We start from the raw sequence: 16628 nt of genomic DNA on the forward strand, positions 1-16628 counted from the left end.
GCCGTGACATTTCCCTCCCTATGCTCTCCCTCGGGAAGGAGTCCCGTCCGTCGCTTCCCATGCCTCCAGGCATGCTTCGGACGGGCGGAAGCAGAGGAAGGACATCGGGAATGACATTCTCGAACCATGCACGCAGGGCCGTCGCGGCCCTTGCGGGCGTCGCCGCCATGGCCGCCATGGCCGTCGCGCCGCTCGCGGCCAGCGCGGCCGACACGACGCCGTCGGCGAACGGATCGCAGGCGGCCGTCACGCCGAAGGACGACGTGAAGGCGTCCATCAAGGGGGGGGGTGACCTTCGTCGGTTCCATCACCGGTAAGAAGGTCGACGGCACCGCCTACAAGGATGCGATCAAGTACACCGTCAAGCAGACCAACAACACCACCGACAAGACGATCGTCGGCTCGTCGTTCCCGTTCATCGGATCCAACGACGCCGACGGCACGGTCACGTTCCGCGGTTCGGTGGACCCCGACTATCTGGGTCTGAGCTTCCAGCCCGGCTACCTCCACGGCAAGCAGTCCGTGGACTTCGACTACACGGTGACCCAGGAACCTCTGTTCCCGTCCAAGCTCACCGACGTCACCCTCGACAAGGACGCCACCAAGACGTTCACGCTGACCCTCAAGGACAACCAGGACGGCACGATGAGCGTGTGGAGCGGCAGCGACAAGCTGGCCCTCTGGACGCTCGGGACGAAGCACGACTTCCTCGGCGACCATACCGTGTGGGTCCCCACCGCCCCCAGCAAGAGCCTGTTCTCCTTCACCAACACGGTGAAGGAGACGCCGATCGCGCCGAAGCATGACGCGAAGGCGTCCATCAAGGGCGGCGTCACGTTCACCGGCGCCGCCTCCGGCAAGGCCATGGACGGCTCCGCCTACGCGGGCGCGCTCAAGTACACCGTCACGCAGGTCGGCGACACGGCCGACAAGACCATCGTCAGCCCGTCGTTCCCGTTCACCGGCTCCAACGAGGCCGACGGCACCGTCTCGTTCCGCGGCGTGGTGGGAGACAAGGACTATCTGGCGCTGAGCTTCCAGCCCGGCTATCTGGACGGTGCCACGTCCAGGGACTTCACGTACCAGGTGACCCAGGAGGCCCTGTACCCGAACAAGCTCGCCGGCGTCACGCTCGACAAGCAGGCCACCAAGACGTTCACGCTGACCCTCAAGGACAACCAGGATGGCACGATGAGCGTGTGGAGCGGCGACGAGCAGCTCGCCACCTGGAAGCTCGAGACCACGTCCGGCCCCTTCGGCTCCAGCAGCAAGTGGGTCTCCGTCGCCCCGAGCAAGAGCCTGTTCACCTTCGACAACACGGTGGACGCCGCGCCCGTGACCGCCGCGCCCGCGGCCTCCGTAAGCCTGTCCGGCCGCGCCGCCAAGGCCGGAGAGTTCGCCTTCGCGCTCAAGTCGGCCGACGCCGATGGCGTCGCCACCGCGTCGGACGCCACGGACGGTTCCGATGACGTCGTCGCCACCGCGACGAACGCCGCCGACGGCACCGTCGCGTTCGACCCGCTGACGTTCACCGAACCCGGCGTCCACACGTACACGCTCACGCAGGTCAAGGGCGACGCCGCCGGCGTCACCTACGACGACACCGTCTACACCGTCACCGTCACCGTGACCGGCAACGACGACAACACGCTGACCGCCGCCGTCGCCTACGAGAAGGACGGCGAGCCCGTGGACGCCGCCACGTTCGCGAACACCTACCAGGCCCCGACCAAGCCGGGCGAGCAGGGCAAGCCGGGCGAATCCGACAAGCCCGCCGCCCCGAACGCCGGCAAGCCGGGCGCCAAGGCCGCGCCGCGCGCCGCCGCGCTCTCCCGCACCGGCGCGTCCGTGCTCGCCATCGCGGCGCTCGCCTCCGCGTGCATCATCGCCGCCGGAAGCATGCTCGCCGCGCGTCGTCGCAGCTGAACCGGCCGGGCCGGCCGAACCGACCGAACCGGACGTGACGTCGTGACGTCCCCGCGGAACCTGTGACGGGGCCGCGGGGACGACGGCGTCGCAAACCCATGCAGGAGCCGTCCGCAGGGAAATCGATTTCCCTACGGACGGCTCCGTCGTTCCCGGGGAGAACGGCGGAACGCCGGCGCGTCGCGCGAAAAACGTTGGAACGAAGCCGTTTTGGGGAGTTGTTTAGAAAACGTTTGCTGATTGAATGGCGACGTGTTACACTGACGGACGTCAGTTTCCTTAGCAGGGTTGCTACTCAAGATTTCGAGGCAAGACCTGGGGCGTGAGCCGAGCCACAAGCATATTCGCTTGCGACCTCACAGGCTTAGCCCCGGGTCTTTCTTGTTATCTCGGGTCGATGACGATCACGCAAGGTAACTACCTCACTGGAGAACAACAGGAATGGAGAATTTGATGTCGCATCAGGACGATGTCAAGGCGATCATCACCGCCGTCGGTGGTGCCGCCAATGTCAAGTCGTTGACGCACTGCGCCACCCGACTGCGTTTCGAACTCAAGGACGGGGGCAAGGTCGACCAGGCCTCCCTCGACTCCAACAAGGTCGTGCTGGGCGGCGTGCCGCAGTCCGGCGACCGCTACCAGGTCGTCATCGGCGGCCAGGTCGCGTCCGTGTACGACGAGATCATGCACCTGCCGGAGATGTCGGGCCTCGGCGCCGGCACCGTGCCGGACGACGACGGCGAGATGAGCAACGCGGACCTCAAGGCCGCGGAACGCAAGAAGGGCATCCGTGGCAAGGTCGCCTGGCTCGACAACTTCTTCGAGTACCTGGCCGACTCCTTCCGCCCGATCCTGGGCGTGCTGCTTGGCGCCTCCATCATCATCGCCCTGGTGAACCTCTTCATCTCCCTCGGCGTGATCCCGAACGACACCGCCACCACTGGCCTCGTGTTCATCCAGGCCATCTGGAAGGGCGTGTTCTACTTCCTGCCCATCATGGTCGCCTACAACGCGGCCAAGAAGCTCAAGGTCGACCCGTGGCTGGGCGGCTCCATCATGGCCATGCTCCTGACCCCGCAGTTCATGACCACCCTGCAGGACACCAAGCAGTGGGGGGACGCCGTCAAGTGCGTCGAGGTGATGGGCAGCAAGCAGTGCACCACCACCGTGTTCGGCCTGCCGATGCAGATGTCCGACTACTCCGGCAACGTGTTCGTGCCGCTGCTCATGGCCGCCGTGCTCGCCCTCGTGTACCACGGGCTCAAGAAGATCATCCCCGAAAGCGTCCAGCTCGTCTTCCTGCCGTTCTTCTCGATGATCATCGTTGGCGCCCTGACCGCCTTCATCATCGGCCCGATCGGCGTCTGGGCCGGCAACGGCGTCGGCGTCGGCCTGTCCTGGATGAACTCGCACGCGCCGTTCATCTTCGCCATCGCCATCCCGCTGCTCTACCCGTTCCTCGTGCCGCTGGGTCTGCACTGGCCGCTCAACGCCCTCATGCTCATGAACATCCAGACGCTCGGCTACGACTTCATCCAGGGCCCGATGGGTACGTGGAACTTCGCCTGCTTCGGCGCCACCGCCGGTGTGCTCTTCCTCTCCATCCGTGACAAGGACGACCAGATGCGCCAGACCTCCATCGGCGCCCTCGCCGCCGGCCTCCTCGGTGGCGTCTCCGAGCCGTCCCTCTACGGCATCCACCTGCGCTACAAGCTCATCTACTCCCGCATGCTGGTCGGCTGTGGCGTCGGCGGTGTTGTGATCGCCGTCCTCGGCTGGCTGTTCCCGTCCTCCGCCGGCGTGCACGGCGTGACCACTACCACGTTCGCCTTCACCTCCCTGCTCACCATCCCGGTCTTCGATCAGATGTGGGTCTACGCGGTGTCCATCGCGGCCGCCTTCCTGACCTCGATGTTCCTCATCATCACCTTCGACTACCGCACCCCGGAGCAGAAGGCCGAAGTGAAGGCCCGCGCCGCCGCCGCTGCCAAGGCCAAGAACGGCGAGTCCGCCGCTCCGGCCGTCGAGACCGCTCCGGCCCCGGCCGCCACGCCTGCCGCCGCTGCCGCTCCGGCCGAGACCGCCGCCCCGACCACCTCCGTGCTCGCCCCGGTCGACGGCCACGTCATCACCCTCGATGAGACCGGCGATCCGGTCTTCGCCTCCCGCGCCCTCGGCGAAGGCGTCGGCGTCCAGCCGGCGGCCTCCGAGGTCAAGGCCCCGGTCTCCGGTGAGCTGCAGACCGTCGCCGAGACCGGCCACGCCTTCGGCCTCAAGACCGACGACGGCGTCGAAGTGCTCGTGCACGTCGGCATCGACACGGTCAAGCTGAACGGTGACGGCTTCGCCGTGGCCGTCGCCAAGGGCCAGCACGTCAACGCCGGCGACACGCTGGTGACCGTTGATTTTGATAAGGTCAAGGCAGCCGGATACAGCACCACCACCGTGATGACGGTCCTCAACACCGCCGCGCTCAAGTCGGTCACCCCGAAGACGGGCGTGGACGTCAAGGCGGGCGACGAGGTCATCGCCATCGAGAAGTGATCTGGTAGCGACCAGACAGTGATCAGTTCCGGCGCGCCGGTTCCCGGTCCGGCCCCACGAGGGCGGGCTTCGGGAGCCGGCGCGCCGGCTGTTCACCGGCAAAGGAAGGGACATCATGGAGATTCTGCGCGTCTTCAACAACAACGTCGTCCTGGCGAAGGACGGGAGACGCGAAGTCATCCTCACCGGCCGGGGGCTCGGCTTCAAAGCCAAGCCGGGCATGCCCGTCGACGAGGCCAAGGTCGTGCGCGTGTTCGTGCCCGCCGACGGCCGCGACCCGGACCACATGGCCCAGCTGCTGGGTGACATTCCCCCCGAGATCATCAAGCTCGTCGCCGATGCGATGGATGAGATCGGGCTCGGCGGCGAGGCCGCGCAGACCCCGACCCTCGTCATGGCGCTCGCCGACCACGTCTGCGGTGCGCTGCGACGCGCCAAGAACGGCATCCCCGCGATTCCCTACCCCCTCACCGAGGAGGTGCGCTCGCTCTACGAGCGCGAATACCTGCAGGGCAAGGCGCTGCTCGAAGCCCTGAATCGCCGGTTGGACGATACGCTTCCGGCCAGCGAATCCGTGGCGTTTGCACTGCATCTCGTCAACGCCGGATTCTCCACCGGCGACCTGTCCCACACGTACGCGATGACCGGCGTCATCCAACAGCTGCTCGCCGTCATCGAAAGCGCCTACGACATGACGCTCGACGAGCACTCCGTGAACGTCGGACGCTTCATCACACATCTGCGCTACCTCTTCGTGCGCATCCACCAGCACAGCCAGCTCGAACGTGAGCCCGACGCCATCGTCGAATCGATCACGCAGTCCTATCCGAAGGCGTCCAGCTGCGCCCGGCGCATCGCCGCGCTCATCGAGCTGCGTCTCGACACCACGCTCACCAAGGACGAAGTCGCCTACCTCACCCTCCACGTGGCGCGCGTCACCGCCTCCTGAGCCGGAGTCCGGAAGGAAGGCGGAGACGCCGCACGACATCGAAACGGCCGCCCGCGGAAACCGCGGGCGGCCGTCGTCGTATCGGGGCCTAGGTGCGAATCGAACGTCGCAAGGAATTGGACGTCGCAAGGAACCGGGCGTCAGGCGACCACCGGAATCGTGCCGGTGGCGGACAGATCCGGCCTCACCTCGGGCACACGCACGATGAGCGCCTCACGCTCCACATCGAAACGGATGTGCCGCGTGGCGGGCAGCATGTCGCCGTCCACCTGCGCCGGCGCGCTCTTCTCCAGCATGAGCTCCGCGCTCACACCCTGCACCTGGTCGATGGTGGAGTTCGTGGACAGCGGATTCTGCTCCGCCTTGCCGGTGATGGTCTGATGCACCACGTCGCCGAACAGGTTCGCCCAACCCAGGATGCCGCCGGTCGTGTCGATGATCTCGAAATCCAGCAGGCCGTCGTTGTACGAGGCGTTCGGCATGAGCGAGAACACGGGGATCTGCCCGCAGTTGCCCGCCATGAACGTGCGGAACACCAGATCGCGCCTGGAATGCACGCCGCCGTCCGCGCTGCGGATCGTCACATCCGCACGGTACTTCGGGGCGAACAGGTTCTTCACGCCGCCCACGAAATAGGCGAGCCAGCTGATGTTCTTCTTGAGCTGCGGGTCCGTGTCGTCGATCATCGCCGCGTCGAAACCCACGCCCGCGATGATGAGGAACGCATGGCCATGGTCCTCCTCCGGATGGTCGAGCAGCGTGAGACGGCCCATGTCTACGCGGCGCGAGCCGTGCGACGTGGCCACGGTGAGCGCCGCGTCGATGTCGTCCACCGGAATGCCCATGTTGCGGGCGAACAGGTTGCCAGTACCGATCGGCACGATGCCCAGCGCATGCCCGGTGCCGGAGACCGCGCTCGCCACGGTGCGCACGGTGCCGTCGCCGCCGACGGCCACCACCACATCCGCGCCGTGCCTCAACGCCTCAAGCGCGCACGCGCGGCCGTCCTTGTCGAGCTGCGTGTCGATGAACTCGACCTCGGTGAGGCCCTTCGCCTCGCAGAACCGTTCGATGCGCCGGCGGCGCTCCTCGGCCTGCGGCTTCGAGGGGTTCACGATGAACGCGTAATGCACCTGGTCGTCGTTGCGTTTCACCAGCTTCTCGGCGAGCCGTTGACGGCGGTGGGCGCGGACGGCGAACGCTGCCGCGACGATGACGGCGACGACGCCGAGGACTACTGCGAAAATGATGGCGCTGGTGGGCATAACCTTTATTCTGCTCATAATGCGCTAGGAATCCCGCATCGCCACGTCGAAATTCGACGATTCCTGCACGTGGGTGCGGGTTGGTGTTGGTGTGGTGGTGGTGCTGGGAGGTGCGGATGCGGACCGGGAGGTGTGCAGGCATCGGTGCCGATTGATGTCGTTCGGCGGTGGTCGCACTGTCTGCGTCGGATGCGTGCCACGGCTGGCATGGAACCAATGTTGAGCGGCTGTTCGCGTCTGATGCGTGCCATGGTTGGCGCGGATGCGCCAGCTGAGTAGCCGTCTGCGTCGGATGTGTGCCATCCTTGGCATGGTGGCGATGCTGAAAGGACTGTAGGCGTCGGATGCGTGCCACGGCTGGCATGGAACCAATGTTGAGCGGCTGTTCGCGTCGGATGCGTGCCATGGTTGGCACGGATGCGCCAGCTGAGTAGCCGTCTGCGTCGGATGTGTGCCATCCTTGGCATGGTGGCGATGCTGAAAGGACTGTTCGCGTCGGATGCGTGCCATGGTTGGCATGGAACCGATGTTGGGCGACTGGTTGCGTCGGATGCGTGCTGCGGCTGGCACGGATGCGACGCGACTGCGGGCCCGCGCGTCCGGGTGGGACGGCCGCCCCGCGTGTCGGCTTGCGGCGGTAGGCTTGGCCGCATGCTTGATATTCAATTCATTCGTGAACACGCCGATATCGTCAAGGAATCCCAGCGCAAGCGCGGCGAGTCCGTCGAACTCGTCGACGAGGTGCTGCGCTCCGACGAGGCGCGTCGCTCCTCCCTCAAGGAGTTCGAGGCCGCCCGCGCCCAGCAGAAGGAGATCGGCAAGAAGGTCGCCGCCGCCCCGGCGGACGAGAAGGCCAAGCTGATCGCCGAGACCAAGGAGCTGGCCGCCAAGGTCGCCGAATACAAGTCCGCCGCGGACGCCGCGTCCGAGGAATACACCACCGCCATGTGGAAGCTGTCCAACATCGTCGAGCCGGAGGCGCCGGAAGGCGGCGAGGACGATTACGTCGTCGTCAAGAAGGTCGGCCAGATCCGCGACTTCGCGGCCGAAGGCTTCGAGCCGAAGGACCACCTCACCCTCGGCACCGAGGTGGCCGGCATCGACATGCGCCGCGGCGTCAAGGTCGGCGGCTCCCGCTTCTACTTCCTGCGCGGCGCCGTCGCCCGCATGCAGATCGCGATGCTCACCATGGCCGTCGACCAGGCCGAGCAGCACGGCTTCGTGCTCGCCATCACCCCGACGCTCGTGCGCCCCGAGGTCATGCGCGGCACCGGCTTCCTCAACTCCCACGCCGACGAGATCTACCGTCTGCGCGAGCCCGACGACCAGTACCTCGTCGGCACCTCCGAAGTGGCGCTCGCCGGCATGCACGAGAACGAGATCCTCGACCTCGGCAACGGTCCGCTGCGCTACTGCGGCTGGAGCTCCTGCTACCGCCGCGAGGCGGGCGCCGCCGGCAAGGACACCTCCGGCATCATCCGCGTCCACCAGTTCGACAAGGTGGAGATGTTCGTCTACGCCAAGCAGGAGGACTCCTACGCGGAGCACCAGCACCTGCTCGAGATGGAGCAGGAGATGCTCGCCAAGGTCGAAGTGCCGTACCGCATCATCGACACCGCCGCTGGCGACCTCGGCTCCTCCGCCGCCCGCAAGTTCGACTGCGAGGCCTGGGTGCCCACCCAGGGCCGCTACCGCGAGCTCACCTCCACCTCGAACTGCACCGAATACCAGGCTCGTCGCCTGAACATCCGCGAACGCACCGAGGACGGCTCTACCCGCCCGGTCTCCACGCTGAACGGCACGCTCGCCACCACCCGCTGGCTCGTCGCGATCCTCGAGAACCACCAGCAGAAGGACGGCTCCATCGAGATCCCGAAGGCCATGCGTCCGTACATGGGCGGCAAGGAGGTCATCGAGCCGACGAAGTGGGAGGCGTGACGTCCGTCACGCCGACCGGGGCGTTTTCCGTCCCATCTGTATAATGGAACGTCGTGCGCGAAGCCGAAACGGCCCGCGCGCGCCACGGACAGATGTCTGAGCGGTCTAAAGAGACGGTCTTGAAAACCGTTGGAGCGCAAGCTCCCGCGAGTTCGAATCTCGCTCTGTCCGCCTCATGCGAAGGCCCCGACCATTGCGGTCGGGGCCTTCGTCGTATCCGGCGGTTCCGGTCGTATCCGGCGATTCACACGATGCGACGGATTCACACGATGCGCCGGTCCGCCGCCCATCGGGTGAGCTCGGTGCGGTTGGACAGCTGCAGCTTGCGCAGCACCGAACTCATGTGCGTCTCCACGGTCTTGATGGAGATGAACAGCTCCGCGGCGACCTCCTTGTACGTGTAGCCGCGCGCGATGAGCCGCATCACCTCCTGCTCGCGGTTCGAGAGGCGGTCGAGCTCCTCGTCGTGCGTCGGGCGTCCGTCGGGCCCGAACCCGCCGCCGAACCCGTTGCCGAAGCCGATTCCGCCGGGCGTGCCGGCCGCTCCCGCATTCCCGAGCATGTCCGCGCCCGCATCGCCGCCGGCCGGGCCGCCCTGGAACACGGACAGCACGAATCCGGCCAGTTTCGGCGAGAACACCGCATAGCCCTCATGTACCTGACGGATGGAGGAGACGAGGTCGTCGCCGGTGATGGTCTTGGTGACGTAGCCGCGCGCGCCGGCGCGGATCACGGATCCCACGTCCTGCGGCGAATCCGAGACGGACAGCGCGAGGAACGCGGAGGCGGGGGAGAGGGGATGCGATTTCAGCAGGATCTCCGCGCCGCCGCCGCCTTCGCCGCCGGGCACGTGCACGTCGAGCAGCACGACGTCCGGTTTGGTGGCGGCGATCATCGCGATCGACCCCTCCACGTCGGCGCCCTGCCCGACGATTGTGAAGTACGGCGAGAGCGTGGCGATGACGCCCGCGCGGAACATCTCGTGGTCGTCGACCACCGCCAGGCGGATGCGCTTGTCGTCCGTGGCCCCTTCGCTCTGTCCTGCCGTCTGCCCGGTCGATCCTGCCGACTTGGCCGTCGCGCCTCCGTTCGCCTGTCCGGTCGCCTGTCCTGCCGTCCGCCCGTCCATCGGTGCTCCTTCCTCTCCGTTCGTTTCGTTCGTTTCGTGCGTTTCGTTCGTTCCCGTCGTTCCGTCCGTATCCGGCCGCTTCGACCGGCCGCTTCGACCGTTCACGCCGACCGCTTCGGTTCCGCCGGTCCCGTCGTCTTCGCCGCGCCCGCCGACGCCGCCGGCCCGCCGGCTTCGGCGGCGATCGGCATGTGCATGCGCACTTCGGTGCCCCATCCCGGTCTCGACACGATTTCCACTGTACCGCCGCGCCGCCGTATGCGCCCGATGATCGATTCGCGGATGCCGAGCCGGTCCGGCGGGATCGCGTCCACGTCGAATCCTGGGCCGTGGTCGCGCACGAACACCTCCACCAGCGTGGGGCCGGCCTCGCAGTACACGGAGATCGGTTCCGCGCCGTGCGTGGCCGCGTTGACGAGCGCCTGGTTGGTGGCGTCGAGCAGCGCGTCGGTGGCGGCGGAGGGGCGTGCGTCGCCCACGGTCACCACGTCGATGGGTTTGCCGTGCGTGTCCTCCACCTGCGCGGCGATGGCCTTCAGCCCGGCGCCGACCGACCGGTCCGTGGTGGCGCGCTCCTGGTACAGCCAGGAGCGCAGCTCCCGCTCCTGGCTGCGGGCCAGCGTGAACACGGTGTCCGGCTCGGTGCTGTGCAGCTGGATGAGCGCGAGCGTCTGCAGGACGCCGTCATGCAGGTGCGCGGTCATGTCGGCGCGTTCCTCCTCGCGTTCCTTCATGGCCCGTTCGGCGGTGACTTGACGGATCATCGAGTTCGCCCAGGGGAGGATGGCGAGCACCACGCAGACGAGCAGGAGGAATCCGGCGATGATGATGCGTTTCGAATACGAGAGCATGCCCGAGTACATCACGTCCGTCACGAACGCCACGTAGGCGAGGAAGATGAGGATGAGGCCGAGGATCATGGTGGGCAGCTGTCCGGTGCGCGCGTCGAACCGCGACCATGCGGCGAGCAGCCCCGATACGGCCAGCAGCGTGGGCACGATGAGCGCGCCGTGATGCGTGAGCCCCAGCGACAGTCCGAGGACGAGCAGCAGGAGTCCGGCCGCCGCGGCCAGTGCCGGCTTGGGTGCGTGGCGCAGCGCTTCGAGCAGGTTCTCCGTCGTGCCGGACATGGCTTCCGCGGCCGATTCCGCGCGTGTGCGTCCGGTGGTCATGTCCCGGTTGCCGTGCGCAAGCGGCGCTTCGGCCGCGTGCGCGGCCTGCGTGTGCGCCGCGGCCGCGGCGGCCGGGTCCCCGGCGGGCGTGAACATCCATAGGAACAGGTAGGCGACGATGCCGCCGCCCCAGATGAGCGTGGCGGCGACGAACGCGAGCCGCACCCACGCCACGTTCACGCCCAGGTGAAGGGCGATGCCCCGGCAGACGCCGGCGAGCACGCGTCCGCGTTTCGGGCGCATCAGCGGCAGGCGCGCCGGTCTCATGGGGGGAAGCGGCGCGGACGTTCCCCGCGGCGGCGCCCATGCGCCCGCGTTCGGCTGGTTTCCGGTCTGGGTCATGGTTCCATTGTGCCCGGCATGGGGGAGACTTCCAGGGTCATCAGCCCGGGTTCAGGGAAGAATCAGGGTGTTCCCGGACGGCCGTGCAGGCGTTCCGCTGCTGTAATGGGAGACATGAACGATAACGATACGACGCTTCGGAAGCGCTTCTTCTCCTGGATCCGCGCCACCGGCGTGATGCGCGGCGACGACCGTTGGATCGGCGGCGTGTGCTCCGGCTTCGCGGCCCGCCTGGGCTGGAGCCCCACGTTGGTGCGTGCGCTGGTCCTCGCCCTCACGTTCCTGTTCGGGTTCGGCGCGGCCCTGTACGCGTTCGGCTGGCTGTTCCTGCCCGATGCGCGCGACGGCCGCATCCTCGCCGAGGGGCTGCTCGCCGGACAGTGGGATTGGAACTGTCTGGGCGCGTTCGTCTTCATGGCGGTCGCGCTCGTCATCCCCGGCGCCGGCTGGGTGGCGTTCGTCGCTGCCGGCGTGGCCCTGTGGGCGATCTGCCAGAGCGGCATGAGGCAGCGTCACGGGTACGGGTTCGCGGCGCAGCGTCCGGCCGGCGGCGCGTACGCCGCGCCGGGACAGGCCCCGCAGGGCGCGCCGTCCCCGGCTTCCGGCCCGTGGGCCGCACCCCAGGGCGCCCCGGTCCGGCCGACTTCCGGTCCGGTCCCGCAGGGTCCGGCGGCTCCGACCATGCCCGCCCCGACGGGTGCTCCCGTGACGCCCGGTCCGACGATGCCGATGGGCGCCCCGGTCCCGCCCATGCGTCCGGCCGGCCCCGTTGCGCCTCCGGCCCCGGTGCCGCCCGCGCCGCACAGGCCCCGCACCGCCCGGCGCAAGCCCGCCGGCCCGATGCTCGTGCTGCTGGTGCTGGGACTGACGATGATCTCCGGCGCCGGACTCTACCTGTACCTGCATGAACGGTACGGTTCGCCTTCGGTCACCACCGCGGTGACGGCCGCGATGGTCTGGATCGGCGCGGTGTGCGTGGCGATGGGCCTGCTGCTCGTGGTCCTCGGCGTCATGGGCCGGCGTTCCGGCGGCCTCGTCCCGCTGGCGCTCATCGCCGGGTTCGTCGCCGTGTGCATGATGATCGCCACCGGGTCCATGTCCTATGCGCAATACGAGGCGGAGCACAACCGCATGGGCTTCGTCGCCGTGGGATTGGGCACCGGCGGAAGCCCATTGTCCGAGAACGCCGACGGTACGATCAGCCTCCAGGGGCCCGTCACCGGAAGCCTGGACGGCGATGCCGCCTACGCCCCCTCGTCCTCCGACCAGACCTATCTGGACCCGGACATCAACTACTGGGTCTCGGATTCCAGCCCGAAGAACTTCGCGCTGCTGCAGAAGGGCATGTACTTCCAAGGCATGGACGAATCAAAATCGGTCGCCAACATCGACCTGAGCGAGTACGCGCGCTGGAACTACGGCGGCGCACAGGTGAACACGTACCGGAAGGGCTGCCCGGCGGGACAGATCAACCTGGCCGTCTCCAACGCCACGGTGGTCGTCACCCTGCCCGACGCCTGCCCCTACACGTTCGGCAAGGATGGGCTGGAACTGTACACCGGCGACGTGCTCGGCGGCGCGAACACCGTGGTCCTCAACAACATGGTGACCAGCTGGGGGGTTCCGGGGACCGACTACGACTATAACGACTACGCGGACGGCACCCACCAGGACAACTACGACTGGCAGACCAACGGCATCGACGACGACTCGTCCTTCCAGATCAACTTCGCCTCCGGCAGCGCCGGCCGCGTGGTGGTCCGGTACGCCTCGGAAAGCGTCCTGCCCAGCTACGTCGACTACGCCGACCGGCTGTCGTCCAACGACTGGGGCGACCGGTTCGCGCTCGGCGCCGTCACCAAGCGGCACGTGGCCATCCAGCAGGGCGAACAGAAGGACGACGGCGCCGAACACGCCGAATCGGACGCCGACGGCGCCGCGGGCGGCAACGGCAAGACGAAGGACAAGGGCCGCTCGTACGACGGCACGGCGGACGGCACGAAGGAGAACGACGATGAGTGACATGCAACGCAACGATCCCGCATCCTTGCAGGACATCGTGGACACGCAGATCCTCGAACAGACGGCGACGGCGTCCGGCGCTCGCGCCGAGGCGGAGACGCAGGCCATGGCCCCGGTGACCGCGCCGGCGGTGCGGCCCGACGCCGCCACCGAGACGATGGATCCCGTCGCCGCGCCGGTCGCGTCCGAGACGACGGCCGATGTGCCGCACGAGACGACGCCCGACACGGTCGGGGAGACACAGTCCGGTCCGGCGACGCCGTTCGCTCCGGCGGGCCCGGCTGCCGACCCGATGACGCAGCCGGTGGCGAACCTGGCCGCCGGATTCCAGCCTCCGGCGACGTTCCCGGCTCCGGTGGCGCCGCCGGTCTGGACCGCCCAAGGCGTGCAGCCCGCGCCCGTACTTGCCGCGCCCATCGCATCCGCCCCGGCGCCGGTCGCCCCCGCGGCGCCGCTGCCGCCGCAAGGCCCTGCACGGCCCGCGGCCCCGGGCTACGCCCTGCCGACCCCGGATCCGGCGCCCGAACCCGAACCGCAGCGGCCCACCGGCCCCAGCGTGCCCACCATCCTGCTGGGCGGCGTCGGCATCCTGCTCGGCGGGTTCGGTATCCTCTTCGGTCTGCGCTTCTCCCAACTGCCCGCCATCTTCACCTCCATCGACCCGCAGATGACCATCGCGGTGTCCTGCGCCGTCATCGGCGTGCTGCTCATCGTCATCGGCATCGGCTGGTCGATCGGCTCCGCGGTCTCCAAACGTCGTCGCATCAAGGCGACGGAACCGGACGCGGAAGGCATGACGGAACCGGACGCGGGGACGCCGGAGGACGGGCCGGAAACGCACGACGGCTCCCCGGAGTAGAACGGAAACGGAGGCGGCGGCCGGACAGCCCGGCCGACGGCCGCCGTGGAGGAACCCGCACACAGGGCGTGTGCGGACAGGAAAGAGGCGTGACATGATGGCGACGGCGAAACGGATGCTGGCATTCGGATGCGCCGTCGCCATCCTGTTCGCCGCATGCTGCACGCTCGGCCTGCTCATGATGCCGCGGTGGAGCGCCGAACCCTACCGCGACCACATCACGATCGCATCCGCGGACACCGCCATCGCGCCACGGGACGCGCATATCGCGCACCAAGGCGCCTACGCCACCCGCGAACGGCACATCACCATCCACCTGGAGGATGGCGAAGGCGACGTGCCCGCCATCCTGCGCGAACCCGTCGGCGTGGACGGGGCGCATCCCGCATGCCTGTTCGTCCACGGCTCCGGCACTGGCACGGCCGAGGACTTCGGCGACATCGCCAACGCCATGAGCTCCGCCGGCATCATCACCCTCGTCCCCGCCAAACGCACCGACGGCTACACGCCCGCACACCGCGACTACGCGCGCTTCGCCCGCGACTACGGCACCGCCCTCGACCTGCTGCGCGCCATGCCCGGCGTGGACGCCGCGCGCACCGGCGTCTACGCCGAATCCGAAGGCACATGGATCGCCACGCTCATGACCTCCGAACGACGGGACATCGCCTTCGCCATCCTCACCTCCGCGCCCGTATACACCGGACGCGAACAGATGGCCATGGCCGTCAGCGCCTCCATCCACGCCGCCGGCGCACCCACGGCGGTCGTCAGGGACGCCGCCAAGCTCATGTCCATGGACTACGCGCCGTTCGACTTCCGCTACGCCGACTTCGACGCCGACGCCGTCCGCGGCTCGCTCACCATGCCCCTGCTCGTCAACTACGGCACCTACGACACCGCCATGCCCATCGAACAGGGCGCGCGCACGCTCGTCGACACCGCCGCACGGCACGGCAACCGCAACGTCACCGTCCGCTACTACGCGGCCAACCATCAGCTGCGCGCCGGCAAAGGCCTGTTCACGCAAGGGCTGCCGCTCGCCGAGGGCTATACGCGCGACCTCGCCGATTGGGTCAACGGCGTGGCCGCCGGCACGGATGCGGACGGATGGGCCACGCCCCGGATCGCCGGCGCCACGCCACGGCAACGGGTAGCGGCGCCGCGCCACGGCACCGCATCCGGCATCATCGGTTCGCTCGCCATGCTCGTGGGCCTTATCGCCGCGGCCGTGCTGTGCTTCGTCGTGGCGGGCGCAGGGGGAACGATGTTCCTCGTGTTCGAGATGGTCCGACGCCGTCGGCTCGCCATGGCCGCCGCGGACGGCATGGGCACCGGGCGCGAACGGTTCCCGGCGCTCGGAAGGCGGGGTCGCACCGTCGCCCCCTGGCCCGGCACCGGCCGTGAGTTCGCCCGCATGATGGGCTATCCGCACGGGCTGAAGGCGCTGCTCGTCGCGGGCGCGCTGACGTCGCTGGGCGTCATGCTCGCGCTCGGCGGATACCTGTCCTACGTGGGGGTCGCCGCCCTGCACGAACAGCGGGACCCGCAGGGCATGACATGGGGGTTCACGGCGTTGCGCGGCGGCGCCGCGGTGGTGCTGCTGCTGACGGCGTGGCTCATCGTCCGGCTGTGGCGCGCATGGCGCGTGCGTCGCGCGGCCGTCGACCATGGGCTGTATCCGACGGGCCGCCGCGTCCGCTCCTCGTGGATGTTCGGCCGCTGGCATTGGGTGATGGCGCTGCTGGTGCTTGCAGGCATGCTGCTCACCCTCACGGTCCTCGCGTTCTGGGGGTTGTTCACGGCGTGATCGTGACCGTGGCCGTGACGCGCCGCGCGGTTTGCGTCGGCCGTTCTACGCCTGCGCCGCCTCCGCCTCGTCGAGGTTCGCGAACCCGCCGATCTCCACGGTGCGGCGGATCGTCTCCTCGGTGAGGTTGCGTCCGGCCGCGGCGAACGCGTCGACCATGCGCGCGTAGCGGTCGAGCGTGGTCTCGGAATACGTGCCGAGCTCGCCGCGCAGATACGTCTCGAACGACGTGGCCTCAGGTGTGTCCTCCGCGGTGGTGAGCACGCGCATGGCCCGTCCCAGCTTCGGCCAGCGGGCGCGGAAGTCGCGCGCCCACGCCACCTGCACGGCGATGATGCGCTCCTGGCGTGCGACGCGGCCCTCGGACAGGCGCGGGATGAACGGTTCGATGTTGCGCGCATACTCGTCCGGCGCGGTCGAGGCCATCATGCGCCCGTACTTCTCGGTGACGAGATTGCGGCCGGTCCGGTCCGCCTCGTCGAGGTCATGTTCGTACGATTCCAGCAGCGGCCGGTCCCACGTGAGGAACTGGGAGAGGCGCATCTGGTGGAACACCGGCCAGTTGCCCTGGCATGCGGCGCGTCCGCCTTCGTTGTTCGTGCGTTGGAACTGGTCCCATTCGAGACGCACGATGCGTTCGCGCAACGCGTCGATATCGGTGGATTCGGTCAT

At 68.3% G+C, this 16628-nt stretch carries 12 protein-coding genes and 1 tRNA gene; 9 read left to right on the plus strand and 4 right to left on the minus strand.

Annotation, left to right across the window (positions count from 1 at the left end; translation table 11 throughout):
* Window positions 1-110: 110 nt before the first annotated feature.
* The 4 genes from JS531_RS06195 to JS531_RS06210 all read left to right on the plus strand — a co-directional run bounded on the left by JS531_RS06195 (window position 111) and on the right by JS531_RS06210 (window position 5419).
* Window positions 111-317, plus strand: coding sequence for a hypothetical protein (locus tag JS531_RS06195; RefSeq protein WP_214314138.1), 207 nt, complete (start codon window positions 111-113; stop codon window positions 315-317).
* Window positions 289-1926 carry an FctA domain-containing protein gene (locus tag JS531_RS11310; protein ID WP_214314140.1) on the plus strand — a complete coding sequence of 546 codons (1638 nt, stop codon included), beginning with the start codon at window positions 289-291 and terminating at the stop codon, window positions 1924-1926. The genes JS531_RS06195 and JS531_RS11310 overlap by 29 nt, the downstream gene beginning before the upstream one ends.
* A gap of 453 nt (window positions 1927-2379) precedes the next feature.
* Complete coding sequence (locus tag JS531_RS06205; protein ID WP_214314142.1) at window positions 2380-4470, plus strand: glucose PTS transporter subunit IIA; 2091 nt, start codon at window positions 2380-2382, stop codon at window positions 4468-4470.
* 115 nt (window positions 4471-4585) lie between these two features.
* A complete protein-coding gene (locus tag JS531_RS06210; protein ID WP_214314150.1) occupies window positions 4586-5419 on the plus strand; it encodes a PRD domain-containing protein in 834 nt (277 codons plus the stop codon).
* A gap of 140 nt (window positions 5420-5559) precedes the next feature.
* On the opposite strand, the gene JS531_RS06215 is transcribed toward JS531_RS06210, so the two are convergent.
* Entirely contained in the window at window positions 5560-6684 is a 1125-nt protein-coding gene (locus JS531_RS06215; protein WP_214314152.1) for a diacylglycerol kinase family protein, read from the minus strand.
* Between the two features lie 651 nt (window positions 6685-7335).
* On the opposite strand from JS531_RS06215, the gene serS reads away from it, so the two are divergent.
* Together serS and JS531_RS06225 are read left to right on the plus strand one after the other, a co-directional pair.
* Complete coding sequence (gene serS, locus JS531_RS06220) at window positions 7336-8622, plus strand: serine--tRNA ligase (protein ID WP_214314154.1); 1287 nt, start codon at window positions 7336-7338, stop codon at window positions 8620-8622.
* A gap of 86 nt (window positions 8623-8708) precedes the next feature.
* Window positions 8709-8793 (plus strand) — tRNA-Ser (locus JS531_RS06225).
* 91 nt (window positions 8794-8884) lie between these two features.
* Here JS531_RS06225 and JS531_RS06230 read toward each other — a convergent pair.
* A complete protein-coding gene (locus tag JS531_RS06230; RefSeq protein WP_276313195.1) occupies window positions 8885-9751 on the minus strand; it encodes a response regulator transcription factor in 867 nt (288 codons plus the stop codon).
* 101 nt (window positions 9752-9852) lie between these two features.
* The gene (locus tag JS531_RS06235) at window positions 9853-11265 is read right to left on the minus strand and encodes an ATP-binding protein (protein ID WP_214314156.1); all 1413 of its coding nucleotides are present in this window, start codon (window positions 11263-11265) and stop codon (window positions 9853-9855) included.
* 114 nt (window positions 11266-11379) lie between these two features.
* Here JS531_RS06235 and JS531_RS11255 point away from each other — a divergent pair, with 114 nt between their 5' ends.
* The 3 genes from JS531_RS11255 (at window position 11380) to JS531_RS06250 (ending at window position 15956) form a co-directional block, all read left to right on the plus strand.
* Complete coding sequence (locus JS531_RS11255; protein ID WP_214314158.1) at window positions 11380-13287, plus strand: PspC domain-containing protein; 1908 nt, start codon at window positions 11380-11382, stop codon at window positions 13285-13287.
* Window positions 13280-14146, plus strand: a complete 867-nt coding sequence (locus JS531_RS06245) for a hypothetical protein (protein ID WP_214314166.1) — start codon at window positions 13280-13282, stop codon at window positions 14144-14146. Before JS531_RS11255 ends, JS531_RS06245 begins: the two co-directional genes overlap by 8 nt.
* 94 nt (window positions 14147-14240) lie before the next feature.
* Complete coding sequence (locus JS531_RS06250; RefSeq protein ID WP_214314168.1) at window positions 14241-15956, plus strand: alpha/beta hydrolase; 1716 nt, start codon at window positions 14241-14243, stop codon at window positions 15954-15956.
* Window positions 15957-16001: 45 nt separating this feature from the next.
* Here the strand turns inward: JS531_RS06250 and JS531_RS06255 are convergent, their stop codons facing one another.
* Window positions 16002-16628: a DUF4125 family protein gene (locus tag JS531_RS06255; protein WP_214314175.1), complete on the minus strand. Its 627-nt coding sequence runs from the start codon at window positions 16626-16628 to the stop codon at window positions 16002-16004.

Origin of the sequence: Bifidobacterium sp. CP2, assembly GCF_018555635.1 — a bacterium.
Taxonomy (GTDB): domain Bacteria; phylum Actinomycetota; class Actinomycetes; order Actinomycetales; family Bifidobacteriaceae; genus Bifidobacterium; species Bifidobacterium saguinibicoloris.